Genomic DNA, 24,880 nt, shown 5'->3' with positions numbered 1-24,880 from the left:
CTCTCAAAAATTATAAGACGGGGAATAATACACCCTCTGTATTACAGAAAAACAAGAATATATTACCCTAAAATTGAGCAATTTCAAAATAAATATTTTTAATGATAATAAATATAACCAAATCACCTTTCTCCTCAACTAAGTTCTTTCTTTATAAGCACTATAGCAAAAAATCATTTGTGCCCCATATAATGGTCATGGATTTGTTTGGTTGCATAATTTTGCCATAGGCTTTTTTTAAAATGTTCGATTTTTTCAAAAAAAAGAAAACGCGACATCATAAGCCTTTTCAAAGCCCAACACTCATTAAATTTGATGCACTGTTTGACACCACACTTTATCGCCTCCGCTCTGCTAACCGTTTCTTCTGGAATAAGACGAAAGTCATTTCACAATCTTTTCAGATTCAAGGATGGAAACGCTTTATCGTAGAAATTCTCGATGAAGCACTAACATTAGGTCTGATTGCTTTTTCCTTCTTCACCGTTGTGGGTATTCCTGTTTTTGCGTTAACCAAAAGTGATTGGCGTTCTCCTAAAAATTTTTCCATTCTTTTTCTAGATCAATATGGAAACCCTATTGGTCACCGTGGTGCATTACCAGAAACACCTGTCCCCGTAGAGGAAATGCCTGATTATGTTATTAAAGCAGTCCTTGCCACAGAAGACCGTCGTTTTTTTGATCATTGGGGGATCGATTTATACGGCCTCACACGGGCAATCTCACAAAATATGCAGGCTAAGAGTGTTGTTCAAGGTGGTTCAACCCTTACACAACAACTGGCTAAAAATTTGTTTTTAACAAATGAAAGAACCATAATACGCAAAATTAAAGAAGCCTATCTTGCCCTTTGGTTAGAAACAAACTTCAGTAAAAAGCAAATTCTACAGCTTTATCTTGATCGTGCCTATATGGGAGGCAATAATTTTGGGATCGCCTCAGCAGCAAAATTTTACTTTGGTAAAAATATACGCAATGTATCCCTTAGTGAATCCGCTATGTTAGCAGGGCTCTTCAAGGCGCCTTCTAAATATGCTCCGCATAGACACCTCTTTGCGGCCCAAACACGGGCTAATGTCGTTCTTTCTAATCTTGTCAATGGCGAATTCATGACGAAGAGCCAAATTATCAATGCCCATCGCCACCCAGCCAATACCGTTCCCCAAAGAGACAATAACCAACCTGACTATTTTCTTGATTGGGTTTTTGAAGAAGTCAAAAAAATGAGTGACCAACTTCCAAGCCATACCTTAATCGTTCAAACGACTCTTGATCCAAACATTCAAAAAGCAGCAGAAGAATCCATTACCTATCATTTACAGCAATATGGTCAACAATATCGCGTCACACAAGCTGCAGCCGTCATACTCGATAACAATGGTGCTGTTCGTGCAATTGTTGGAGGAGTAGATTATAACAAAAGCCAATTTAATAGAGCAACACAAGGCGGCCGGCAACCTGGCTCTTCATTCAAACCTTATGTTTATGCCGCCGCAATGGAGCATGGTCTGTCTCCCTCAACAATGGTCTTGGATGCGCCCATTCATTGGGGTGGCTGGTCACCTAAAAACAATTCGGGACGTTATCTTGGTAAAATTGATTTAGCAACTGCTTTAGCTTTTTCAATTAATACAGTGCCTGTCTATCTTACCTATAAATATCTTAACCGTGATACCCAACCCATCATAGATTTGATCAAAAATATGGGAATTAAGGCACATATTTTATCACACAAAACGATGGTTCTTGGCACATCCAATATGACCCCTCTGGATCAAGCAACTGGTTTTAATGTCTTTGCCAATGGAGGCATGGCTGGAAATCGCCATAGTTTTACGAAAATTAGAACAATCGATGGGCGTGTGATATGGGACTTCGAGCATGATGGAAAGAAACCATACCGCGTTCTTAGCGGACAATCAGCAGCTTATATGAATCAAATGATGGTTGGTGTCACAACACGAGGATCTGGTAAACGTGCCGCTCTCCCCATGACCCTTGTTGCTGGGAAAACGGGAACATCACAATCCTATCGTGATGCATGGTTTGTTGGTTTCACTGGGAATTATACGGGAGCTGTATGGATGGGAAATGATGACTTTTCCCCAATGAATCGCGCTTTTGGTGGTGGTGTTCCTGCCATGATATGGCACCGTATCATGTTTTCTGCACATCAAAATATCATGCTCAAACAACTCTATGGTGTTAAAGATTCTCTTCTCCCTTATCAGCCACCAACATTGCCTTCACACAACGATGCTGACACAACACCCTCGATAGCCTATACGCCCTCCCCCAAAACATTGAAGATTATACAACAGATCGACAAAGATCTGAAAAACCTACTCACCCCTTTGAAGACGAAAACTATACGTGATTAAAAACTTTAAATTCGAGATATTCTATAAATGCTTATTCCTATCAGCACTGCCTTTTTCATTTTTGCTTTTTCCATTTTATGTGGCACATTGAGCGTCAGTTATATGCTCGATTCCCCCCATAATTTTGGAGGTTTTACAATCGGCAAATGGAATAGTTATCCAGAAGTTGGAACAATCAACACCGATCCCTATACCCGTGCACGCACTGCCAAACGCGGTGATATTTCACTTGGACGTACAGAAGGACTTATTTTTCAACTTTGGAAAGACAATCGCGGACGCCCCTTGCGCCCTCATTGCCATTATTTGCTCAAAGGTCATATTCCCAATGCGCGCCTCTTTACCCTCTATACAGCCGACAGATTCCTTAAACCCTATACTTCATCTCAGGCGATACCTTTCGAACTCTACACCGACAATATTATCTATGAAAGTGATGGCACATTACGTATCAATATCTCACCAACACCGCAAAGCGGCAATTGGCTTGCAACCGTCAGCCAAAAAGAATTTGGACTTATTCTGACTTTATACGATACCTCAATTATTTCTGCAACTGCATTACAAAAGCTCACAATGCCCTCTGTAGAACAAATCCCATCAGGACAAAAAAACTGTGACTAGATTCTTTCATGCCGCACTTCTTGCAAGTATTGGTGCCATCATTGTTCATATTTGCGTTTTATTTTTTATTCCCTATTGGGCACAAAATAATATATGGAAAGCACTTGAAAAATCAGGAATCCCTTACAAATTTGTTGATTTAGATCCTCATAATCCCATTCAGCAGTCTACCGACCCATTCTTTCTTCTTAAAGTTTGCAGATTTAATCTCGAAAATGGTCCTGTTCACTTAAAAGCCGCAAAGACAACACAATTTTGGTCACTGGCAACCTATACACACGATGGAATTATTTTTTACAGCCTCAATGACCGGACAGCACCTGAGGCAACACTCGATCTTATTATTGGAAAGCCGATACAAATCATAGAGCTCAAACAGTCAAAGCCTAAAAAAAGCGCCAACTCGGTTTTCGTCGCTCAAAATTTAAATGAAGGTTTTGCACTCTTACGAGTCTTTGCCCCATCTCTTCTTGCAAGACAAGAAAGTGAAACCTTTTTTTCATCAGCCTCTTGTCACATGTTCAATGGATAAAATTGCCCATAGAACTTCACCTTTACAAAAACTTTCTTCAATCAAAGCGGATAACAACCTATTAAAATAATTGTTTTTCATTTTAATCCACTCAAATGGGAATGAAAATACAACTTTCATTTTTAAATAACTGAATTTCTATTGAGATATTGAATAAAAAGTCATCACAAATGATCTGTATCATTGCTCTCCTGTCTCACCAATTCCTCACTTTTCTTTAAAGTCCCCCCTTCCCCAACGGCGTTTCTTACAGCACCATGAATTTTATAACGCCCCATTTAACCCCCATTCTCGCGCTTTACAATAAAAAGTCAGAGCCATCATCTCTTTTACTTCACGCTGCGACTCCCCTTGAACTTAAATGATTCATAACCCGTATCCCGCTCTCTCTTTCATTGAGCGTTTTTTCATCCCCCCTCAATTCATCATTTCACACCGCAATTAAAGAGAGACATTACGAACGATAACCAAGCATAAACTGTTGCAATAAGCAGTATTTTTACAACATCATGATGTTTGATTTTTTCTCCATCAATATGTTACGTCTTTGCAAGCGCCTCTCTGTTCACAATATATGGCTCTTTGTTCACACTATATGAAATGAATGGAGATAGAGTAACAACGATAAATGAGAAAGTTGTTACGCAAAATCACCTCTGCTTGATAAAAAACTTTTGTTTTATGAGAGATAAAAACGAAGAGTCGAATATTAGAAAACTTTGACAAGCATATTCCTCTCAACCGAAAAAGACACCATCTCAATTTATCTTCATGCATTTACACGCCTTTCTCTATGGAACACAGTAAATCTAAAAAGGCTGAACATTCCTCATATCAATTGGCTGAGATAATGATAAAAAATTTCTATTGTACAGGTATCCTTGACCTCAAAAACAAGTGCTTTACTTTTGTTATATGACCAAAAGCTTTCTCTCAAATATGACACTCGAGAAGAATTTTGCTTTTTGTCTATCATTGAAGGGGGAAAAACTTTATGAAACAAAAATATATCCGTCTCATTTCAAGGGCAGCAGTATGGTCCCCTCGTTTTGGTGGATTAGCATTTTTCATTTTGTTATTCTCAATAATTTTACAACGCTTTTCTGTGATTGATGTCGCCGACTTCATAATTTTAATAGCTATTTCTTCCTTTTGTATTGCGGTTTCTCTTTTTCTTGCACTCAAAGCACTTTACAGTTTATGGGTGTATGGTGCTCTAGGAGGAATAAAAGCTTTTAAAGGGATCATATATTCATTGATAACGGCCACACCATTAATGTTCTTTTTTGGACTTTGGTTTTCTCTGCCAGCTCTGCACGATATTTCTACTGATACACAAAACCCACCAGCTTTTTTCCGTGCAACACGCCCTCATGATGCTTTACCGCTTAAGAGTGTTTTAACGGAACAAGCATCCTTACAAATGTCACAATGGCCAGAAATATCAGGACGTCGTTATGACGGCTCACCTGATCATATTAGCCAATCTGTTCTCAATGTTTTGGCCGCTTACGGTTGGCCTGTTGTCGCTCAACGAGAATTTAAAGGTAAAGAAAACGCACTTTATATCGAAACAATAGCAAAAACTTTTTACCTTGGTTTCATTTCAGACATTGTGATACGCTTAACCAATGAAGGTGATACCACCTTTGTTGATATGCGGTCTGCTTCGCGTTATTTGCCAAGAGATTTGGGAACCAATGCTGCTTTTATTATCGATTTTATGAATGCTCTTGATACAGACATCGCCTCCTTTCCTCTCTCACAAGACGACGAATAACAATCAAGAGAGATAAGGTTCTCTATTTCATAAAAATTACTTATTTTTCAAAAAATTAAGATACATAAGCAAACTATTTCTTTATCAAAATCTATAAACTGACAATCCTTATACAAAAAACAACAATCTCAAACCATTCTTGAAATAATTAAAAAGATTCAAAAATAGGAAATAAAAAACAGAAATATTGATAATAATATTATTAAAGTCTCTGTCTAACTGTAATAAGTAAATATTTTTTTAAAGTTTAATATTAAAAAATTATTATAAAACTCATATCTAAACATTATCATATAAAAATAATAAATAATCATTGTTCATATAAATAAATGTATACAAATTAAAAATGTTATAGAAAGTAATATAACAAATATAATGAAAAAAATGTGCTTAAAAAAATTTTTTTCACAATTTCTTTGTTACTATAACCTTTAGTTTATAATATGAAAACAATGTACAGAAAAATATAAATAAAGCACCTATAGAAAATAATAATTCTACAATAATACGAATAAGATCATTCATAAAAAAAATCCAAATTAAATATATAATTTTGTAAAATTATGCACCTAAACCTTCCTGTCAAATTTGTAGACACATACTTATGCCTACAAATTTGTTCATTTTAGAAATATCTGCTGATTTTTATATTAGCGATAACATCCATAGGCTGTATTTCCTATACCTGTAGCAAATCCTACTGCAGAACCAACTCCTCCTCCTAATGATATACCTCCCACAGCGCCTGCTGGTCCTCTAGTTGACCACCCCATAAGTCCACCAATTACCACTCCCATATCATGTCCCCTATGTCCCATTGAAAATCCTGCAGAGAGATAATCTCCAACAGTACACCCAGATCGCGATCCACTGTTTGAAAAATTCATTGATGTAAAATTAGACCAACTATTAGATATGCTAGACCCAAATGAACCAAACATATAATCTTCTTTAAAAAAAACGTATCAGATCGATACAGTTAAAATAGTTAGCATGCTGTTTAGACAAGCGTAAAATATAATTTTAAAAATAACAATAAAAATACTCCATAAATAATAAATACATTTTTTATATTATTAATATTAAAATGTATATTTAAATTAAAGCATAATGCTATTTACAATATTGTTAAAATATGAGATACAAAGTCCTCTTTCTTTTAAACAAAATCATAAATTCATATGAATCATTCACAAGAAAAACCAGTATCCTTCTCTTGGTTTACAAGTACAACAAAGAAATATATTTATTATCTTCTTGAACTCAGTTGTGTTGCTATTGTTTTGCGTTTACTGGGCTTGGTAACCCTTTTTATTTTTCAAGCAATTATTGATCGTATTCTCCCTTTCCAGCGCATTGAAAGTCTCTATGCTACGTTGTCTTGATGGTTGCTATCATGTGTTTAGTACAGCTCTTAGCACTCTATCGGGTTACCTAGGCGCTTATTTAGCCAATCGGCTTACATTAGAATTTGGGCAGCGCATTTACAACCATCTCTTAAGTCTCTCTTTGCCTGTGTTACGTCATTGGCAAATGGGGGAATTGTTTTCACATATTATAGAGGTTGATACAATTCGCGGTTTTTTAACGGGAACCATTGCAAAAACCGTCCTAAACGTTCTCTTTGCCATTATTTATCTTGCTGCACTCTTTTCCATTAATCCGAAACTTACCTTTATTGTCCTTATCATTTTACCTTTGCAAATGGGCTCTTTGGCGTCGGTTGGTCCCTTTTTGCGCCGCCAATTACGCCGTGCTTTTCACCCTGCAAGCCGCCCATCAATCACGCCTTATTGAAAGTTTTACCAATCTTGAAGCCATCAAGACACATGTAAAAGAACCAGCGCATACGATACGTATGCAAGAAACTTTAGCCCGTAGTCTAGATCAGAGCCTCACAACCAGTAAATTTCATCTCTTAAATGAAGCTTTAAACCATATTTTTGGTGACCTTTTCACCATTTTTATCATTTTTTTTGGTGCTCAAGCAGCGCTGCAAAACTAAATTACGCTAGGGCAACTTATTGCCTTTCATCTTCTTGCTGGCAATGTTTCTGGCCCTATCTTAAGCCTTACTTCTTTATGGGAAGAATGGCAGCACCTCAAAATCTCTCGTCTTCGTTTGGGTGATATTCTTAACGCACTTTCAGAATGGGAAAAGGAAAAGCCACCCCTTCATCTCACCACCACGCCCCATCTTGAAGCTAAAGATATCTGTTTTTCTTATGGAGAAACACCTATTATCAATCATCTTGATGTCTGTTTACAACCTGGTAAGCCTATTATATTGCTTGGTCCTTCAGGATGTGAAAAATCAACCTTTGCCAAGCTTCTCTGTGCTCTCTATCACCCATCAAGCGGGCAAATATTGCTTAACAATCAATCTTTACAAAATTTTGATATCCGTAGTGTGCGTAAAACAATCGCATATTTTCCCCAAAGCCCTTGCCTTTTTTCCGGAACCATTCTTGAGAATATGCTTCTTGCCAAACCAGATGCTACAGAGGATGAAATCAACGCTGCCCTTCATGCGAGTGCTTGTCATGATTTGATCTCTCAATTGCCTCAAGGGCTTCATACCCAAGTAGGTGAACAAGAAAGCTTTTTATCAGGTGATCAACGCCAACGCTTAGCATTGGCTTGTTTTTTTCTCATCGAACCACAACTTCTTATCTTGGATGAACCTACTTCCGCATTGGATGATACAATCAGTACTCAAATTGTCGAACATTTATATAAACTTTTGCAAAATCGTATTGTTCTCGTTATTACTCTAAACGCAATCTTTTTCCCAAGCATGCAACCGTATTAAATTTCTCTGACCTGGAGGCAAAAAATGGCAGATAAGGCTCCTCATTTGCGCCCTTTATCGCCAACCCTTCATATGGTGCTTGCTGTTTTTGTCGCCTTATTTCTCTTTATTGTTATTGGTAGCTTTATCTCAAAAACGGAGATTGTTGCACGAGGACAAGAGGCGGTTATTCCCACCTCCTATGTTCAACTCGTCCAAGCGCAAAATACAGGACGCATTGAAAAAATTCTTGTAAAAGAAGGACAGTTCGTTCATCAAGGTGATCTCCTTATCCAATTAGATCCCCGTGAAGCCTTAAATGAGCGTGCACGCGTCCAAGCCGATATCGCACAGCAAAACCTTCAAGCGCAAATTGCCGCTGCTATTTTAGCTGCCTTGAGCGCACGAGATCCTTTGGATAAAGATTTTGTAACCAAAGGACTGGCATATCTGAAAATCTCTTCCTCCAGCAACAAAACAACGAAAATGGAGGGGGAAAAACTCATCCGCGCACCTCTTCAATCGTTACAAGATAAAATAAAAACACTGAAAGCTCAAGCCGACCGCGTTGCACGCAGCGGTGCTGTTCTATATGCGCAATTGGACAAATTACAAGATGATCAACAATTAAGCCAAGAAAAACTCAAAGCTGCCAAAAGCCTGATGGAAACAAAAGTCATCAGCAACTCTCTTTATTTAGAACGTCTCCATGACTTTAAAAATGTAGAACATGAAATTTTAGTCAATAAAAAACGCTTGGAAGAAAATAATGCTGAAATAGAAGCACTCCACCAACAAAGACAAAGTCTCATTTCCGATGAAATCGCCCACTATCGGCAACTTTCTCTGCAAGGCTTAAAAGCTAAACTTGACACCAGGCCAATATCGTCTTGACCACTTATCACTTTATGCACCTATTGATGGACGCATCGACGATTTAAGTATCCACACTTTGGGTGGCTTCGTAGAAGCAGGTAAAACACTCATGCGTATTGTCCCAGGCTCAGGGGGGCTCATTGTTGAAGCGTTTTTTGATAATCGAGATATTGGTTTTTAGAAAAAGGCCAACGTGCTTACATAAAATTTTCTGCCTTTCCACCTGAACGTTACGGTGTTGTCTACTGTACAGTTATGAATGTAGGTGCAACCGCTCGCCATAAGCAAGAAATTAATGGTGCTTATGCTGTTTTAATCAAAATCGACTAAGATCACATTACTTTTAATCATCAAAAGCTTAAATTTATCCCTGGTATGACCGTGACAGCTGATGTCATTACTTCAAAACGGCACCTCATTTCTTATTTCTTTGAACCTATCACAAAAATTTTAGAACAATCTTTAAAGGAAAGATAATGTCTGTGAATGAAAATCCAGCAACATCTCTCATAGATCCAATGGCAGCTTTGGGAGCTATGGTCGTTTTAATGCTTCAATCCCCCCCTACATCGCCGCTGGAGAATCTGGGATATTGAACGAAACTTAGGACCAGCTTTACAGACAGGACAATACAAGCTCTATAAAAATGAGCGTGGAGAATTTTGCGCTTTTACCACTTGGGCTTTTTTAGATGAAAAAAATCATCAATCTATGTTTGAAAAGGGAGAACTTTTGTCCAATGCTAATTGGCAGGGGGGAAAGTACATGTGGTTCATTGATTATGTAGCACCCTATGGTCATGCTTCTCGTATTGTACGCGATATGCAACGAAATACATTTCCTGATCAGCGTTATTGTTATGCTGTACACCGTAATGAAGACGGTGGAATACGAAAAATCACCCGTTGGTGTTGCTATAGAGCACAAAAACCATCTGAATAACTTTTATACACTAAGTGAGCATCAATCATTCACCCCCCCTCTTATAAAGAGAAATCTCTAAAAATGACTATTCTCTACTATAGCTATGATAAAAAAAATCCCCAGGACATTTAGAGCTAACCTGCTACAAATGGATATTTCTCAGCTTACCAAATTTGATATGAATAGCAACAGATCGTTTCAACCTACTCTCCAGTTACTTTGATTGCTCCACCTTACATTGGTTTCACCAGAGTTGGCTGGGGTACCTGGATTCGAACCAGGGAATGCCGGTACCAAAAACCGGTGCCTTACCGCTTGGCTATACCCCAAAAGAAAAACGTCTCACGTTCGCTTTTGCACCTTATAGCGATTCCTACGATTGTACGCAACATCTGAAAATTAAAGCTTTTACTTTTTTATCATAAATTTTGAAACCTTATTCGCGTTGCCCCCATAAAAAGTTTATCATAAAAGTGCGCATTTGCTTACAGCTTTCACATAACAAAAGCTCTTCACCCATTAGTTTACATTTATCTCTAGCTGTTGACCTTTCAAAAATTGATCCCAAATTTTGGCATCAAAATTGACCTTATTTCTTCTCAAGATGTTCATAAACAATATCCATGCAAAGCCTCTCTGGGCTTTTTAAATAACCTAGGAAAAGAAAAAGACTTTATGTGTTGAGAGTTTTGATCTTCTGAACCACACATTCTTTATTTTTGGTTCTTCAGAGTATAATAAATTATCTTCCTGCCACTTACAAACTGAGCTGATAGTACTCAACAAATATCATAAGACTATCAGAGGAGAATTCCACTTTTAGCCAATATGTGCACTCTCTATCAGAATGAGATCATAGGATGTGTTGCTCCTCGGCGCCTAAAAAATCACATTATGATCGAAGCTTATGAGTAGGATAAAGATTTTGGCTTTTCCATCATTGAACATCTCCAACCCATTTTACAAAACTGGGGTGAGCTGCTGATTTCTTTTAAATAAATGATTTTTCCTGAAAGTTACTAAAGATGAATGATGAACGCGTTTCTTACCACTTACTCCTTATGCAACGCGGTTTTTTGGACTTATTTTTGTCGATATCCATAAGCCGACACGCCTCAGGTCTTTTGCCCTTTGCTTTAATCTCCCTCTTCATGTAAGAGAATCATTATCTATCTGCGGGAATTATTTCTTTTTGCTTCATGATTACGGTATCTGCAACGGCACCACGGCGTGGGGTCTGATGGACCAATATGGGGCACAGCGCATTTTAACCCTTTCCTCTTTTCTCTCCGTAAGTTTCCTTGTGACTGCCTTCACGATCATTCATTATGGGCAGTTGATCGGAGCCTTATATGTCATTATCGGCTCAGGGCTGTCAGCACTTAATAATATTATTTTACGTTCTATTTGGTCAAAAATAACAAAAGACGAAACCACCCGTAAAGCACTACACAATTTAGATTCAACCCTAGAAGAACTTATTTACATCTTTACGCCACTAATTGTTTCAAGCCTTTGGGCTTTTTTAGGACCTGACTCGGCAATTTTACTTGCCGCTTCTTCAATAGCGCTTGGAACATTTCTTCATATTTTTTACTTTGCTCATTATGCTGGAGAGCATGTTAATTCTATCTTGGATGAAAAAGTTGGTCCAAACACAACAAAGAGAGATAAAGCTACGAGCAAAAGACGCTCAATTATTTTCACGAAGTCAGGCATAGGTTTAATACTACCGATGTTTGGCTTTGCTCTCGCTATGGGTATGAGCAAAATTATCTATGTCGCTTGGTCAAGCACTTATTATACCAGCTCTTTGGTTGGACTACTCTCAGCGTTAACTTCTATGGGCGGATTAATTGGTGGGCTTCTTTATGGAAAAATTAAACTTTCTGATCAAATAACAACAAAGCTTTACTTTATCCTGCCAATGTTTTTTGGTGTCTGCATGATACCCATGGCGCTAACAAGCTCACTCATCATTGTATTGATTGTCTCTCTCATGGTTGGTTTAGCAATTACCCCTCTCTTTGTCGCAGCCTATATGCGCGTGCCGCATAGTTTTCATAAAAAGTATTATAATGAAGCTAATGCTTTAATTGGATCAACATATAATATAGGTTCAGGAATTGGCTCGATTCTTGTGAGCTGTCTTGCAGAATATGGTACAATTGCCCTTCTCTTCATTTGTGCAAGCCTATCGACCTTCATCATTCCAATGTGACCTGAAGACAACATTTTTGAGCTTGAATAGACAACACTTTCACGCAAGCATCACCTTACCGATCCAAAACAGAACGTAAATTATTGACACACGCCAGCATATACCTCGCATTTTCGGAAAAAGCCGCGCAGACAGATTAGAAAATTTGGACAAAAACCGCTCATCGCTGCGTGAGAGCAATTTGATTTGATATATCTGGTGCCGAGCATGATTTGAGCATGCAGCTTTCAGATTATGAACTTGGCGTATTACCGGAATTCTCTATTCCGTAGCACAAAATAAACATGCCACCTCACCTCTTTTAAGCCAATAGCTCCTTATCAAAATTACCAGAACAAAAAATAGTGCTTTATAATAACATGATTGCATCGTCCTGATATAAAGCTAAAAAGAGAACAGTTTTTTCTACTGAACAAATGCTTACAAATTTATATTCTATGTACAATACAAAAAAATAAATCTACAATGCCACGCAATAATTTTTCATTTATATATCTTTTTTAATTGCACTAAATTAAATGTCTTCATTGTAAACTTAAGGCATACCGGTGATTATTATGATTAAAGATTATTATTAATTTTCTCACCAAAATACCCCAGTGAAAAAACAACTAAACAATCATAATGATCACAAACATAGCACTGAAAAACAGATAGGCACACGCATTCCCATATTTGTAATTTTCCTACAAGCACTTTTCCAAAATCATCATAATCTATAATGATATTAAACGGTATACTTTTTAAAGGGTAAAATCTCCCTTTTTCATTACAAACTTTACTGTAGATGTATCTCTTAAAAAATGATGTATGTCCGTTCCACGAAGTAACGAAATAATAAACCTCTTGGCTCACAGCTAGAGCCCTAAGCGATAAAATCACCTGCCCATATTATGAGCGCTTTAGCCAGCTTATCAAGATGCAGCTTAATATTGTTTAGACCTCTATCATTGTGATTAATATTATTCATCTCTTTTATTAATATTGTTTATATTTCATAAGTTAGCATTTATAATATCATTATTATTATTTTAATATTAAACAATTATTTTAAATAAAATAAACACTCTAAAACAAACAAAAATATCAATTTTTTTATAAAATGTTTGTTTACAAAATTGAAAATACTTTTCACTGAAAAGATAAATCCTATATAGTACATAAAAATTCTATGGAGATATCTTTATGTTAAATATGCGAACTGCTTCCGTTACACTTACCTATCATCCTATGACTCAGATATTAAAGCGATTATCTGTCGCTCTCTTTTTAGCATTTTTAGTACCATTTTTAAGTGGCTGTGGGTTTAATACAATACCAACGAGTGAAGAAAAAGCACATGCCTCATGGAGTGAAGTGCTCAATCAATATCAACGCCGTGCGGATCTCATTCCTAATCTCGTAGAAATTGTTAAAGCCTATGCATCCCATGAACAAGATGTTTTTACAAATGTTATTGAAGCACGAGCCAAAGCAACACAAATTAACATCAACGCTGATATCTTAAATAACCCACAAATGATGCAGCAATATCTTAACAATCAAGCCAATTTATCCAGCGCACTTTCGCGTCTTATGGCTGTTGTTGAAAATTACCCTGATCTTAAAGCAAACCAGAATTTTCTTGCCCTTCAATCACAATTAGAAGGAACAGAAAACCGTATCTCTGTTGCGCGTCGCGATTATATTGAGGCAGTGCGTGTCTATAATACTGCACTCAAAACAATACCAACAATGATTTGGGCAAAGTTATGGTTCCGTGATGCTAAACCTATGCCAACATTTACGATAGATAGCGAAAAACAACAAACACCAAAAGTCAATTTTAATTAATGAATCCATGTCGATATTTTATGCAACGCTTTGTTTTTCCATACTTAAGAGCTTTTTTAAGCGCTCTATTTTTTCTCATCGTCTTGGAAAATATCGCTTGCTCTCAGACCCAATTTCCGCCCTTAACTGGCTATGTTAACGATATAGCGCATTTACTTGATAATGCCACAAAAGAGCATCTAACAGAAAAGCTAGCTGGACTTGACGAAAAAACTGGAGATCAAATTGTTATTGTAACTCTCCCTACTCTTGCAGGAAATGATATAGAAACATACAGCAATTCTCTTTTCCGCACATGGAAATTGGGGCAAGAAAAAATCAATAACGGTGTCTTACTTGTTATTGCACCAAATGAGCGCGAAGTTCGCATTGAAGTGGGTTATGGCTTGGAAGGAGTGTTAACAGACGCTCTTTCCGCCGTTATTATTAATAGCTTTATTCTTCCCAATTTTCGTGAAGGAAATTACCAAAAAGGGATTGTTGAAGCAATTCATGCCATTACCAAAGTCATAACGGAAAACGATTCCGATTTTTCTTTTCGAATCAAAGAGAAAGCTAAAGCTATTGAAAAACAACGTAAACTGGCTGAAAAAGAAGAAATGATCATTAATACAATAATGTTTTTCATTCTTTTTATCATGTTTGGTTTACCTATTTTTGCAATGATTTTTGGTAAAAAAATTGCTCCACAAAAATACCTCTGGATGGGTATCATCTTCACACCTTGGTTTTTAAATTTAAATGCTGTCGGCAGACGCTCCGGTGGAATCTTTGGTAACCATTCAAGAGGTGGAGGCTTTAGAGGTGGTGGAGGTTCATCAGGAGGTGGTGGGGCAACAGGAAGATGGTGAATAAATGCAGATTGTTGCGTATAGTAGACTTTTTTGAAATAAAATTCTTTGTCGTATTATTTCAATCTTAATAAACAACTTTGTATCTTACTCTGAAATTCTTTTACACATGACAACATAAATTCAAACACCAACATAAATATTTTTAATGGCCATTTAAATTGAAACATATAGATCGAAATCATTTAGCCAATCAATTTAAAACAATTCCTGGGGACCCACCAGTTGAATGGAAAGTAAGTGATAACTTAGTCGAATATCCTGAGGCACTCTGTTACATGCAAGAGCGTGTAGAAAGCATTCTTGCAAAAACTGCAAATGAACAAGTTTGGCTCCTTGAACACCCTCCCCTTTATACAGCTGGAACAAGTGCGAATAAAAAAGATCTTTTAGCGCCTCACTTATTTCCTGTTTATGAAGCAGGCCGTGGTGGTGAATTTACATATCATGGTCCAGGGCAACGCATTGCCTATATTATGCTCGATCTTAAACGCAGAACACAAGACATTCGTGCTTTTATTAGTGCATTAGAAGAATGGATTATACAGATGCTTGCAAAGTTTAATATTAAAGGAGAGCGTCGAGAAGATCGTGTTGGCGTCTGGGTTAAAAGATTTGATGACCAATCGAGACAAAACACTCTCTCTTTAGAAGATAAAATCGCAGCAATTGGCATTCGTGTGCGAAAATGGGTAAGTTTTCATGGAGTTGCCATCAATGTTTCTCCTAATTTGGCACATTATGCAGGGATTGTTCCTTGTGGTATTGCAAATCACGGTGTAACGAGCTTGCTTGATCTAGGTTTTCCCATAACAATGCATGATGTGGATATCGCTTTGAAACAAGCATTTGAACAAATTTTTGGTCCAACAATTGATGTTTCCTAAGGAACATTGATTTTTAAATAAAAAACAGGCATAAAATCCATTCTTATTTTAAGAGTTTGTTTTCAATGAGGGTAGATAATTAAACGCTATGAGCGATAATGATAAAGACCTTTTGAGTATTTTAAATAATGCCCAATCTCGGGTGAATATACAGTCTCGGATAAATATAAAAGAAAAAAAAACACCACTCCCAATAAAATCAGAAAGTGCCGATTCGAAAAAAGATACACAAGAAGATAATTATAGCGCCCTATCCATTCGAGTCCTTGAAGGCTTAGAGCCCGTACGTTTGCGTCCTGGAATGTATATCGGTGGAACGGATAGTAAAGCACTTCATCACCTTTTTGCCGAAATTATTGACAATGCGATGGATGAAGCTGTCGCTGGTTATGCAGATTTCATTGATGTATCATTGGATGAAAACGGTTATTTAACAGTGACAGATAATGGACGCGGTATCCCTGTCGAAAATCATCCTCAGATGCCTGACAAATCTACTCTTGAAGTCATTCTGACACAACTCCATTCAGGTGGAAAATTTGATGGAAAAGCTTATCAAACTGCTGGTGGGTTACATGGAGTAGGAATTTCTGTTGTCAACGCCCTTTCTGATGATATGGAAGTCGAAGTAGCACGAGGACGAAAACTATATCGACAACGCTTCTCACGTGGTATTCCTCAGTCTGGATTAGAAGATTTAGGTGATGTTTATAACCGTCGTGGTACACGCGTTCGTTTTCACCCTGATAGTGAAATTTTTGGCGAAAAAGCTGCTTTTGATCCAGAAAAAATTTACCAGATGACACGCTCTAAAGCCTATCTCTTTGGTGGTGTAAAAATTCGCTGGAATTGCGATCCTGTCATCCTTGAGGGCACAAAAAATATTCCCGAAAAAGCTGTTTTTCACTTCCCTGATGGGCTTAAAGATTATTTACTCTCCTCACTCAAAGATGAATATCGAGTAACATCGGAAGTTTTTTCTGGTAAAATAAAACACTATAATGGCCATGGCTCTGTTGAATGGGCCATCGCCTGGCATGGTGGTGATGCCAGTGTACAAACTTACTGTAATACTATCCCCACTGGAGAAGGTGGCACCCATGAAATGGGACTGCGTCAAGCGCTTTTGCGCGGATTAAAATCTTACGCTGAGTTAATAGGAAATAAACGTGCTTCTATCATTACATCCGATGATGTGATGATTTCAACGGCTGCAATACTTTCAGTCTTCATCAAAAATCCTGAATTTGTTGGACAAACAAAAGATCGATTAGCAACAATCGAAGCGCAGCGTATCGTTGAAAATGCAATACGTGATCCTTTTGATCATTGGCTCACCAACTCTCCACAAGAAGCAACAAAACTTCTTGATTGGGTTATTGAACGTGCTGAAGAACGTGTTAAACGACGCCAAGAGAGAGAAATAAACCGAAAAACAGCTGTACGTAAGTTACGTCTGCCTGGAAAACTCGCAGACTGTAGCCAAAACTGTGCTGCTGGTGCTGAATTGTTCATTGTTGAAGGTGACTCTGCTGGTGGTTCTGCTAAACAAGCACGAAACCGAGCAAACCAAGCCATTTTACCTCTTCGTGGAAAAATTTTAAATGTCGCCAGTGCGGCACACGAAAAAATGAACTCAAGCCAAACAATTGCAGATCTTATACTTACGCTTGGATGTGGCACACGTTCTAAATATCGTGAAAAAGATCTTAGATATGAGCGTATTATCATTATGACCGATGCAGACGTTGATGGTGCTCATATCGCCTCACTGCTCATTACCTTCTTCTTTCAAGAAATGCCAGATCTTATTCGTCAAGGACATTTATATCTTGCTGTACCTCCCCTTTATAGGATATCACAAGGAGGAAAAGTTGCTTACGCACGTGATGATGCCCATAAGGATGAATTACTAAAAACTGAATTTACCGGAAAAACGAAAATCGAAATTGGACGTTTTAAAGGGCTTGGTGAAATGCGTGCTGAACAGCTTAAAGAAACGACGATGCATCCTCAAAAACGTACATTGCTACGCGTTTCTATTGAGGCAATGGAAATGCAAGAAACTAAAAATACCGTAGAAAGTCTCATGGGTACAAAACCAGAAGCGCGGTTTCGTTTTATACAAGAAAACTCTGCTTTTGCATCTCACCTCGATATCTAAGTTTTGAAAAATCTCTCTCAGACCACCGCTGCTGCATCGAGCACATGCAACTGCGGATTAATTGTCCCATTCCAATAATTCAAACTAAGATTTCCAGCCAAATGGATCATTTCACCCCTATTTTTAGAAAGAAAATCACCAAGCGATGTCCCCACAGAACGGAACGCTATTCCTTGTAGCTTTTTTCCTTCAAGATTTGATATAACAAGGCGAAGATGCCCTTTTCCAACCTCGCACACATGCGTTAATCGATGAGAGGGAAGAACAAAAACAGGTGTTGTATTCCCTGAGCCAAATGGCCCTGCTTTTTCAATCATATCAAAAAGCGTTTTATTAACACCAGAGGCAGAAAGACAACCATCTATATGCAAAGACTTTTTAGCACGCAACTGTGAAACCATCAAAGAGACTTTTTCCTCCAACCATTCTCGAAAAGTTTCAATTTTTGTTGACTGAATTGTTATTCCTGCTGCCATACTGTGTCCCCCACCCTTTTCTAATAAATTTAATGCAACAGCTTCACGAACAAGTGCTCCTAAATCTATGCCACTTATTGAGCGTCCTGATCCTATGCCACTCCCTTCTTCTTTCAAAGCAATAGCAAAAACCGGACAAAAAAAACGTTCTTTTAAACGCGATGCGAGAATACCAATAATTCCTGGATGCCATTCTTGATGCGCAATCACAAGTGACAGTGGTTTGTCTTGATCCCGATAAAGAAAATCAATAGACGATTCTGCTTGCGCTAATTGAATATTCTCCATTTCTTGGCGCTCTTGGTTAAGTTGATCCAATTGTTGTGCTATTCTGTCAGCTTCATCTTTATCTTCACAGCTGAGCAAACGTGCTCCTAAAGCCTGGTCGCCAATACGTCCTCCCGCATTAATTCTAGGGCCTAATAAAAAACCTAAATGAAAACTATTAAGTGGTTCCCCTATACGCGCCATCTTTGTTAAAGCCATTATGCCAGGATTATGCATAGAACGGGCAACTTGAAGGCCTTTCATCACAAAAGCACGATTCACACCGTGTAATGGTACAACATCACATATGGTCGCCAATGCAACAAGATCGAGCATGCTTAGAAGGTCGGGAAATTCTCTAAACTTCTTTGTTCGCAATAAATGATTAACCCAAGCTAGCGTGACAAAGACAACACCTGCAGCACATAAGTGCCCTTGTCCAGAAAAATCATCAGGGCGATTAGGATTGACAAGAGCAACAGCTTCTTGATGTATCTCAGACATTTGATGATGATCTAAAACAACAGCATCAGCACCTGCAAGTCTCGCGGCTTTTATGGCATCTGGGCTGTTGGCGCCACAATCAACCGTGATAATCAAATGGGCCCCTTCTTGCACGAGCATTCTCATTGCCTGTTCGTTGGGGCCATATCCTTCAATGATACGATCAGGAATATAAATTTTGACTTGAAGACCAAAATAACGCAGAAAACGCGTTACCAGGGCAGATGAACAAGCACCATCCACATCATAATCACCAAAAACAGCCACCTTTTCTTGCTTCAAAATAGCCTCAACAATGCGCTCTGCTGCACATTGCATATCTCTAAAACTTTCTGGATTAGGCATGAGCGCGCGCAATGTTGGATTCATAAAAGCAACAGCTTCAGATTCATCGACATCTCTTGCCGAAAGAACGCGTGCCAAGGGATCTGGAAAACCAAATTTTTGAGAAATAGCACGTGCATTATTCATCCCTTGAGTATCAAGGGCATCTAACCAAGCCTGACCGCAAGCCGAAGATTCAACATTAAGGAAATAACGAGATTGCTGCATGGCTATTTTCTATATTGAAACCTCATAAAATACAATCAAGACTTAAAGAAAAAGCACTCTTTTACAACATTCCTTCTCACTTAAGATATCTGTAAGCTCTCTTTATGCGGTATTATGATACCTCAATTATAAGACACTGTTTTATAAGTTTTTATTTTCTCTTGACGTCAAACAAAAGACATTATATCAGGACAGATAGTACGCGTGAAATATTTCGCTATGATAACAATTTTCAACGCAAAATAACAAAAATGCTCTCCTCTTTGAGGAGCTCAATGAAGGATACTTCTATGGCAACTTTTTCGCAAAAGCCAACTGAAGTGGTGAAAAAATGGGTTATTGTTGACGCAGAAAACCTCGTTTTAGGTCGTCTTGCCACATTTGTTGCTAACCGCTTGCGTGGCAAACATAAAGCTACATTTACTCCCCATGTTGATGATGGTGACAACGTTATTGTGATCAATGCAGATAAAATATCTCTCACCGGCAAAAAATATACAGATAAAAAATATTATTGGCATACCGGATATATTGGTGGGATCAAAGAACGTACAGCACGCCAAATTCTTGAAGGTCGTTTTCCTGAACGCGTTATTGAAAAAGCTGTGGAACGCATGATTCCCCGTGGACCACTTGGGCGCCGTCAGTTGAAGAATCTGCGTGTTTATGCTGGAAGCCAACACCCGCATGAGGCACAACAGCCTGAAGCTCTTGACGTTGGTGCTTTAAACCGCAAAAACAAAAGGATTGCTTGATTATGGCTGAAATTCACTCTCTTTCTGAGCTTACTATTGTAACAAACGTTATAGAAGCTAATGAAACTGTCGCTCCTGTCCATGTGCAAAAGCTTGACTCACAAGGACGGGCCTATGCAACAGGAAAACGTAAAGATGCCGTTGCTCGCGTATGGATCAAACCAGGTTCTGGAAAAATCACCGTTAACAATAAAGAATTCGACAAATATTTTGCACGTCCTGTTTTGAGGATGATTCTTCGTCAGCCGATCGTTGCAACAAACCGAGATACCCAATTTGATATTGTTGCAACCGTTGCAGGAGGTGGACTTTCCGGACAAGCCGGTGCAGTGCGCCATGGTATTTCCAAAGCTTTAACCTATTACGAACCAGAACTGCGTGCAATCTTGAAAAAAGGTGGCTTTCTTACCCGTGATAGTCGTGTTGTTGAACGTAAAAAATACGGTAAAGCAAAAGCGCGTCGTTCTTTCCAATTCTCAAAGCGTTAATTGCAATTTTTGTGCAAGACATGCAGCCCCGTTTTCAACGGGGCTTTTTTATTGGTTCAAAAAACTTTTGAGAAAAATAAAGCAGAGTTTTCTGGAAGATTGCATTATCGCTTTTAATTCATTTTTTGCAAAAATATATGCATTAAATGATAACTATTTTGTATCAACGGGAAAATAAAGAACCAACCTTTTATCTTAGAGAAAAACTCAAGAAAAATCCAAAAAAACTTACATTCTCAACTTTAATTTTTAAAGTCTATACTTTGCTCACCTCGATATACTTAAGCTCTTCCTCACAAAAGATTACAAGATAACTTTAGTTCTCTCTTATGCTTTTCAAGCGCTTTTTTTATGATCATCGAGCACAATGTCAGTCTAAAAAATGTTTCACCATTGTGATAAAATGAGGAACAGAAATAGGCTTTGACATGTATTCTTCACATCCACTTGCACGAATGCGTTCTTCATCCCCTTTCATAGCAAAGGCTGTTACAGCAACAACGGGAACAGATCTCAGCTCTTCATCCTCTTTTAACCGCTTAATAACATCGATCCCTGAAACCTCTGGCAATTGTATATCCACAAGAATAAGAGAAGGCATTGATGAACGGGCTAAATCTAATGCAATAAGACCATTCCGTGTTTCAACGGTTTCATAGCCACTCGCCTCTACAAGGTCACGAAATAATTTCATATTAAGTTCGTTATCCTCAACGATCATGACTTTTTTTGACATTCCTATAACTCCACCCTCTTGAGATAAAAATAGATAAAAAGAAATCAACACATATTATCTCTTCACTAAGATAAAATGATAAAAAAAATTGTAAACCACAAAGAGACTGAATAGCTTCGTTAAAAGTATTTTTTCACAAACATGAGTGGTGCGAACCATTCAGTTACTTCATTTCATAAAAAGGGAATCCCCAATAGCCATAAATTCACGCTATCATCTCTTTCTAAAAGAGATACAATTTATAAATCCTCAAATTAGTGCGTATATTTTTGCAAAAAGTAAATTAAAAATGATAACGCCACCCGCCCGAAAAATGAATTCCAGAAAAACCTGCTTTAGTAAGCTTATGCTGATAATTTAGATCACCATGAAGTGTCATTTTCGAAGACACTTGCGAATTGATCCCCAAACCAGCTTCTAAGGAAGATCCAAAAGAACTTAACTGGAAAGGATCTTTAAAATGCACAAATTGCCTTCCTCCAAAACAATGAGAAAAATGAATTTTACCATAAAAGGAAGTGATACGGTTCTTTTCAGATTCTGGAAATATCTTGGTTAAATACCCCCCAACACGCATCACCCATTGATGAGGTTTTCCTATCTCAATATCAAACCCATCAATATCAAACCCTTTATGAAACTGGAGATTTTGATAAATGAACTGAATTTGTGGATCAAAAACAAAATCTTTATACCTTGTTACAATTTCCTTACCAGAAGACAATGAAATGTTCAGAGGATTTCCTTTTAATGTCGCCACCCTCCCCCGTGCAAGAGTTAAAACATCGCCTTTAAACAGACCATAAGATAAAACACCGTTCAAATAAAAACCAGCCTCATATTCCACATTACCATAAGCTGTCATTGACCATTTATGAAATGCATTATTTTGGCTTTGCGCAACACCCTCCGGTTGTAAAGAAAATTTTCCATAATTTCCCATAATTCCAAAAGACATGACATTGTTTGCACTCTCTATTGTTTTTAGCACCCCCCCCACCTCTACAGCATTATACGCAAGGTCACCTCCATACCCATATTCAAATGCAGAAAGATCTGAAACATAGCGATAACTTCCGCCATAGCCGTTTAGCGATAAAGCAGAAGTATTCTCTATTTTTAAGGATCCACTTGAAATATTTTGTATTTTTTTCAAATGCCTATTTTTATTACTGATATCCATCATTCCAGCATGAAATAAAGCATTTGGTAAGAGAAGATAAGTTGGAACTTGCGGAACAACATCTTTTGCTTTACTCACAATATCAGGCAAAGTAGGTTCATCCAGAATAGGCTGTATATATTTGCTTTCAAGACGAAAATCCCAAAAATCCTCGTTTCCTTCAACCAATCTCTGCTCAAAGTGCGCATGTCCACGAGCAGAATCTGGACCGTATGCACGAAGATAATATTGGTAAGGCAAACCTTCCAGTGCGATATAAGGAACACTCAACTGAAAAGAATCCTCCGCCGCTTTTCCGGAAACCTGAATAATTGAAACAGTTTGGGCATTTTCATCGCCTATTTTTTCTTCCTGATCTCCTACCAAAAACTGCACATGAACTGTTGTTTTTCCAGAAACATCCCCATGAATCAAAATCCTATCCGTTTTTCTCTTGTTAAAGGACCCATCACTATTGAGATGCGTATTTAAATAGAGGTGTGCACTATCCTGAGCGCTATACGCCTCTTCCTTTCCTTTTCCAATATAAAGTGTTTGATATCTTTGGGACATCGGATTTTCAAAAGCAATAGTGCTCTTTGAAAGTTTTACAAACGAGATAGATGAAAATCCACTGTTAAAGACTTGCAAACCTTCCTCTTTTCTTTGTGTCAAAACCCATTTTGATCCTTCTGTCAAATAAAGCTCAGCAATCGCATCCTCAGAAACACGGGTTCCCCCTGAAAGGGAAGAAGAATCAGCTAAAATTGCTACAGAAGTTCCCTTTTCAGCTGTTAATAACAAATCACCAGAGATCTTTGTACCCTCTGTGACTGAAAGATAAGTGCTACTTTTACTGCTATGAATAGCTGTACCAGATGGAGCCTCAAGAACTGAGTTTTTCAAAAAAACCATTTCCGACCCCAATTCCTTATCTTTTTTATTCATATCAAAATGCATACCATATTTGTTGCCTGTCGCTATAATTTTTGAATCTTCAATATGAATTCGCGAAAGTAAAATATTTCCTACGGTATCAGCACCTAACTGCGCACTATTATCTTGTCCGACCCTCAAACCACTCATACCCTCAGCAACAACACTGCTCTTCTTTAAATGAAAAACACTCTGATGATTAACATTTAAAGCTGCATGAACAATATTTTCTTTACCCTTCACTTTTGAACTTTTCGAAGTCATTGTGACTCCATTGAGATTTGCATTTCCCCCTGTTCCTACATGAAGCGTAGCCATATCGATCACATCAATTTCTCCACCATTCATCTTAATGTGCGCACCAGCACCACTAAAAAGAGCAGCCCCTTGATTACTTTCTTGACCTTCCACTTTAACTTTCGCATTGATTAAAATAACAGATGTATCTTGCTTCTCGGCATAAACACCGCTTTGTATCGCTTCAACTAGTCCACCATATACTTCAATCGTTCCATTATCAGCCCGAAAACCTGTTGATACATGCTTAAAGCTTGAATCTCTCAAGACAACTTTTCCTCCTTGCGATACAACAACACCATAAAGACTCTCTATATTATAAGCCCCCTCAACTTGAATATGCTTGGCCTGAATAACCGTATTTGCCATCTGAGCCCCTATGACAGCGGACGATATGAGAGAATTGCTTTCACCATTCTCCTTTTCAAAGGGCTTAGTCAATTTGTACACTTTATTGCTTATGGTATGTTCTTTACCATCATTGCATCGATAATGTGTTTTGTCTTCATTACACGAAAGTAAAACGGATGAATGAGAATGTGCCCCAACATCTATGTTTGATAAAAAAGAAAAAAGAGCTGTTGTAAAAACGCATGAATATAAGCAATTTTTAGATATTCTAACCATAATCCCTCTTCAAACTTTCTTTTTCTCAGAAAAAACAAAAATGCAGACAAAAAAAATAAACCACAAATTAAATTCAATAGATATAAAATAAATGATAATTATTTTCTATACACGCGATAAATTACGGCTTTATAATCTGTATTGTGTTTTATGTAAAGTAAGGAACAAACAGGCAATCACACTTTAAAACTTGTAGTTTTTAAAACAATTTATCCA

The 24,880-nt window shown here is 37.7% G+C and carries 21 protein-coding genes and 1 tRNA gene; 17 read left to right on the top strand and 5 right to left on the bottom strand.

All coding sequences use genetic code 11. The features are described 5' to 3' along the window. The first annotated feature begins 242 nt into the window (after positions 1-242). The 4 genes from BN67_RS12025 to BN67_RS08625 all read left to right on the top strand — a co-directional run bounded on the left by BN67_RS12025 (position 243) and on the right by BN67_RS08625 (position 5,317). Positions 243-2,381 carry a transglycosylase domain-containing protein gene (locus BN67_RS12025; protein ID WP_019223712.1) on the top strand — a complete coding sequence of 713 codons (2,139 nt, stop codon included), beginning with the start codon at positions 243-245 and terminating at the stop codon, positions 2,379-2,381. Between the two features lie 27 nt (positions 2,382-2,408). Then, positions 2,409-3,005, top strand: coding sequence for a DUF1214 domain-containing protein (locus BN67_RS08640; RefSeq protein ID WP_019223711.1), 597 nt, complete (start codon positions 2,409-2,411; stop codon positions 3,003-3,005). Further along, positions 2,998-3,537, top strand: a complete 540-nt coding sequence (locus BN67_RS08635; protein WP_019223710.1) for a DUF1254 domain-containing protein — start codon at positions 2,998-3,000, stop codon at positions 3,535-3,537. Before BN67_RS08640 ends, BN67_RS08635 begins: the two co-directional genes overlap by 8 nt. Positions 3,538-4,531: 994 nt before the next feature. Then, positions 4,532-5,317 (top strand): DUF1499 domain-containing protein, encoded by a 786-nt coding sequence (locus BN67_RS08625; RefSeq protein ID WP_019223708.1) that lies wholly within the window; start codon positions 4,532-4,534, stop codon positions 5,315-5,317. A gap of 650 nt (positions 5,318-5,967) precedes the next feature. On the opposite strand, the gene BN67_RS08620 is transcribed toward BN67_RS08625, so the two are convergent. Beyond that, positions 5,968-6,258, bottom strand: coding sequence for a hypothetical protein (locus BN67_RS08620; RefSeq protein ID WP_019223707.1), 291 nt, complete (start codon positions 6,256-6,258; stop codon positions 5,968-5,970). 240 nt (positions 6,259-6,498) lie between these two features. On the opposite strand from BN67_RS08620, the gene BN67_RS15000 reads away from it, so the two are divergent. The 6 genes from BN67_RS15000 (at position 6,499) to BN67_RS12895 (ending at position 9,926) form a co-directional block, all read left to right on the top strand. Beyond that, complete coding sequence (locus BN67_RS15000) at positions 6,499-6,702, top strand: hypothetical protein (RefSeq protein WP_026088247.1); 204 nt, start codon at positions 6,499-6,501, stop codon at positions 6,700-6,702. After that, positions 6,686-7,114 (top strand): ABC transporter transmembrane domain-containing protein, encoded by a 429-nt coding sequence (locus BN67_RS08610; RefSeq protein ID WP_026088246.1) that lies wholly within the window; start codon positions 6,686-6,688, stop codon positions 7,112-7,114. Before BN67_RS15000 ends, BN67_RS08610 begins: the two co-directional genes overlap by 17 nt. Positions 7,115-7,439: 325 nt before the next feature. Continuing rightward, a complete protein-coding gene (locus tag BN67_RS12905) occupies positions 7,440-8,129 on the top strand; it encodes an ATP-binding cassette domain-containing protein (protein ID WP_244427051.1) in 690 nt (229 codons plus the stop codon). Between the two features lie 24 nt (positions 8,130-8,153). Continuing rightward, positions 8,154-9,002, top strand: a complete 849-nt coding sequence (locus BN67_RS14995) for a putative HlyD family type I secretion protein (RefSeq protein WP_244427050.1) — start codon at positions 8,154-8,156, stop codon at positions 9,000-9,002. Beyond that, positions 8,977-9,165 (top strand): HlyD family efflux transporter periplasmic adaptor subunit, encoded by a 189-nt coding sequence (locus BN67_RS14990; protein WP_244427049.1) that lies wholly within the window; start codon positions 8,977-8,979, stop codon positions 9,163-9,165. Before BN67_RS14995 ends, BN67_RS14990 begins: the two co-directional genes overlap by 26 nt. Before the next feature lie 401 nt (positions 9,166-9,566). Continuing rightward, positions 9,567-9,926: a toxin-activating lysine-acyltransferase gene (locus tag BN67_RS12895; RefSeq protein ID WP_341871721.1), complete on the top strand. Its 360-nt coding sequence runs from the start codon at positions 9,567-9,569 to the stop codon at positions 9,924-9,926. A gap of 236 nt (positions 9,927-10,162) precedes the next feature. Here BN67_RS12895 and BN67_RS08585 read toward each other — a convergent pair. Further along, positions 10,163-10,237: transfer RNA gene (locus BN67_RS08585), tRNA-Gln, on the bottom strand. 911 nt (positions 10,238-11,148) lie between these two features. Between BN67_RS08585 and BN67_RS08580 the strand changes: the two genes are divergently transcribed. The 5 genes from BN67_RS08580 (at position 11,149) to parE (ending at position 17,864) form a co-directional block, all read left to right on the top strand. Continuing rightward, on the top strand, positions 11,149-12,129 hold the full coding sequence (locus tag BN67_RS08580) for an MFS transporter (RefSeq protein WP_019223706.1): 981 nt from the start codon (positions 11,149-11,151) through the stop codon (positions 12,127-12,129). A gap of 1,185 nt (positions 12,130-13,314) precedes the next feature. Then, a complete protein-coding gene (locus BN67_RS08570) occupies positions 13,315-13,962 on the top strand; it encodes a LemA family protein (protein ID WP_019223704.1) in 648 nt (215 codons plus the stop codon). Then, on the top strand, positions 13,962-14,813 hold the full coding sequence (locus BN67_RS08565; protein ID WP_026088245.1) for a TPM domain-containing protein: 852 nt from the start codon (positions 13,962-13,964) through the stop codon (positions 14,811-14,813). The genes BN67_RS08570 and BN67_RS08565 overlap by 1 nt, the downstream gene beginning before the upstream one ends. A gap of 161 nt (positions 14,814-14,974) precedes the next feature. Further along, positions 14,975-15,700, top strand: a complete 726-nt coding sequence (gene lipB / locus BN67_RS08560; RefSeq protein WP_026088244.1) for a lipoyl(octanoyl) transferase LipB — start codon at positions 14,975-14,977, stop codon at positions 15,698-15,700. A gap of 88 nt (positions 15,701-15,788) precedes the next feature. Beyond that, positions 15,789-17,864, top strand: coding sequence for a DNA topoisomerase IV subunit B (parE, locus tag BN67_RS08555; RefSeq protein ID WP_019223701.1), 2,076 nt, complete (start codon positions 15,789-15,791; stop codon positions 17,862-17,864). 17 nt (positions 17,865-17,881) lie between these two features. Here parE and recJ read toward each other — a convergent pair whose 3' ends face one another. After that, positions 17,882-19,663, bottom strand: a complete 1,782-nt coding sequence (gene recJ / locus BN67_RS08550; RefSeq protein ID WP_019223700.1) for a single-stranded-DNA-specific exonuclease RecJ — start codon at positions 19,661-19,663, stop codon at positions 17,882-17,884. 290 nt (positions 19,664-19,953) lie between these two features. Between recJ and rplM the strand changes: the two genes are divergently transcribed. Then, positions 19,954-20,418, top strand: a complete 465-nt coding sequence (gene rplM, locus BN67_RS08545; RefSeq protein ID WP_019223699.1) for a 50S ribosomal protein L13 — start codon at positions 19,954-19,956, stop codon at positions 20,416-20,418. Between the two features lie 2 nt (positions 20,419-20,420). Beyond that, positions 20,421-20,906: a 30S ribosomal protein S9 gene (rpsI, locus tag BN67_RS08540; RefSeq protein ID WP_019223698.1), complete on the top strand. Its 486-nt coding sequence runs from the start codon at positions 20,421-20,423 to the stop codon at positions 20,904-20,906. Positions 20,907-21,276: 370 nt separating this feature from the next. On the opposite strand, the gene BN67_RS08535 is transcribed toward rpsI, so the two are convergent. Together BN67_RS08535 and BN67_RS08530 are read right to left on the bottom strand one after the other, a co-directional pair. Next, positions 21,277-21,642 (bottom strand): response regulator, encoded by a 366-nt coding sequence (locus BN67_RS08535; protein WP_026088243.1) that lies wholly within the window; start codon positions 21,640-21,642, stop codon positions 21,277-21,279. A gap of 283 nt (positions 21,643-21,925) precedes the next feature. Further along, positions 21,926-24,664 carry an autotransporter outer membrane beta-barrel domain-containing protein gene (locus BN67_RS08530; protein WP_192813136.1) on the bottom strand — a complete coding sequence of 913 codons (2,739 nt, stop codon included), beginning with the start codon at positions 24,662-24,664 and terminating at the stop codon, positions 21,926-21,928. Positions 24,665-24,880 lie beyond the last annotated feature (216 nt).

This window comes from Bartonella rattaustraliani AUST/NH4, assembly GCF_000312565.1.
GTDB classification, from domain to species: domain Bacteria; phylum Pseudomonadota; class Alphaproteobacteria; order Rhizobiales; family Rhizobiaceae; genus Bartonella; species Bartonella rattaustraliani.
The sequence above is the reverse complement of the archived record's forward strand: the minus strand, read 5'-3'. Positions and strand labels throughout refer to the sequence as shown.

What these genes read in the sequence shown, in the direction of transcription:
- BN67_RS12025 (WP_019223712.1), top strand. Translation starts at nt 243, where the DNA reads ATGTTCGATTTTTTCAAAAAAAAGAAAACGCGACATCATAAGCCTTTT.
- BN67_RS08640 (WP_019223711.1), top strand. Translation starts at nt 2,409, where the DNA reads ATGCTTATTCCTATCAGCACTGCCTTTTTCATTTTTGCTTTTTCCATT.
- BN67_RS08625 (WP_019223708.1), top strand. Translation starts at nt 4,532, where the DNA reads ATGAAACAAAAATATATCCGTCTCATTTCAAGGGCAGCAGTATGGTCC.
- BN67_RS08620 (WP_019223707.1), bottom strand. Translation starts at nt 6,258, where the DNA reads ATGTTTGGTTCATTTGGGTCTAGCATATCTAATAGTTGGTCTAATTTT.
- BN67_RS15000 (WP_026088247.1), top strand. Translation starts at nt 6,499, where the DNA reads ATGAATCATTCACAAGAAAAACCAGTATCCTTCTCTTGGTTTACAAGT.
- BN67_RS08610 (WP_026088246.1), top strand. Translation starts at nt 6,686, where the DNA reads ATGCTACGTTGTCTTGATGGTTGCTATCATGTGTTTAGTACAGCTCTT.
- BN67_RS14995 (WP_244427050.1), top strand. Translation starts at nt 8,154, where the DNA reads ATGGCAGATAAGGCTCCTCATTTGCGCCCTTTATCGCCAACCCTTCAT.
- BN67_RS08580 (WP_019223706.1), top strand. Translation starts at nt 11,149, where the DNA reads ATGGACCAATATGGGGCACAGCGCATTTTAACCCTTTCCTCTTTTCTC.
- BN67_RS08570 (WP_019223704.1), top strand. Translation starts at nt 13,315, where the DNA reads ATGTTAAATATGCGAACTGCTTCCGTTACACTTACCTATCATCCTATG.
- BN67_RS08565 (WP_026088245.1), top strand. Translation starts at nt 13,962, where the DNA reads ATGAATCCATGTCGATATTTTATGCAACGCTTTGTTTTTCCATACTTA.
- parE (WP_019223701.1), top strand. Translation starts at nt 15,789, where the DNA reads ATGAGCGATAATGATAAAGACCTTTTGAGTATTTTAAATAATGCCCAA.
- recJ (WP_019223700.1), bottom strand. Translation starts at nt 19,663, where the DNA reads ATGCAGCAATCTCGTTATTTCCTTAATGTTGAATCTTCGGCTTGCGGT.
- rplM (WP_019223699.1), top strand. Translation starts at nt 19,954, where the DNA reads ATGGCAACTTTTTCGCAAAAGCCAACTGAAGTGGTGAAAAAATGGGTT.
- rpsI (WP_019223698.1), top strand. Translation starts at nt 20,421, where the DNA reads ATGGCTGAAATTCACTCTCTTTCTGAGCTTACTATTGTAACAAACGTT.
- BN67_RS08535 (WP_026088243.1), bottom strand. Translation starts at nt 21,642, where the DNA reads ATGTCAAAAAAAGTCATGATCGTTGAGGATAACGAACTTAATATGAAA.
- BN67_RS08530 (WP_192813136.1), bottom strand. Translation starts at nt 24,664, where the DNA reads ATGGTTAGAATATCTAAAAATTGCTTATATTCATGCGTTTTTACAACA.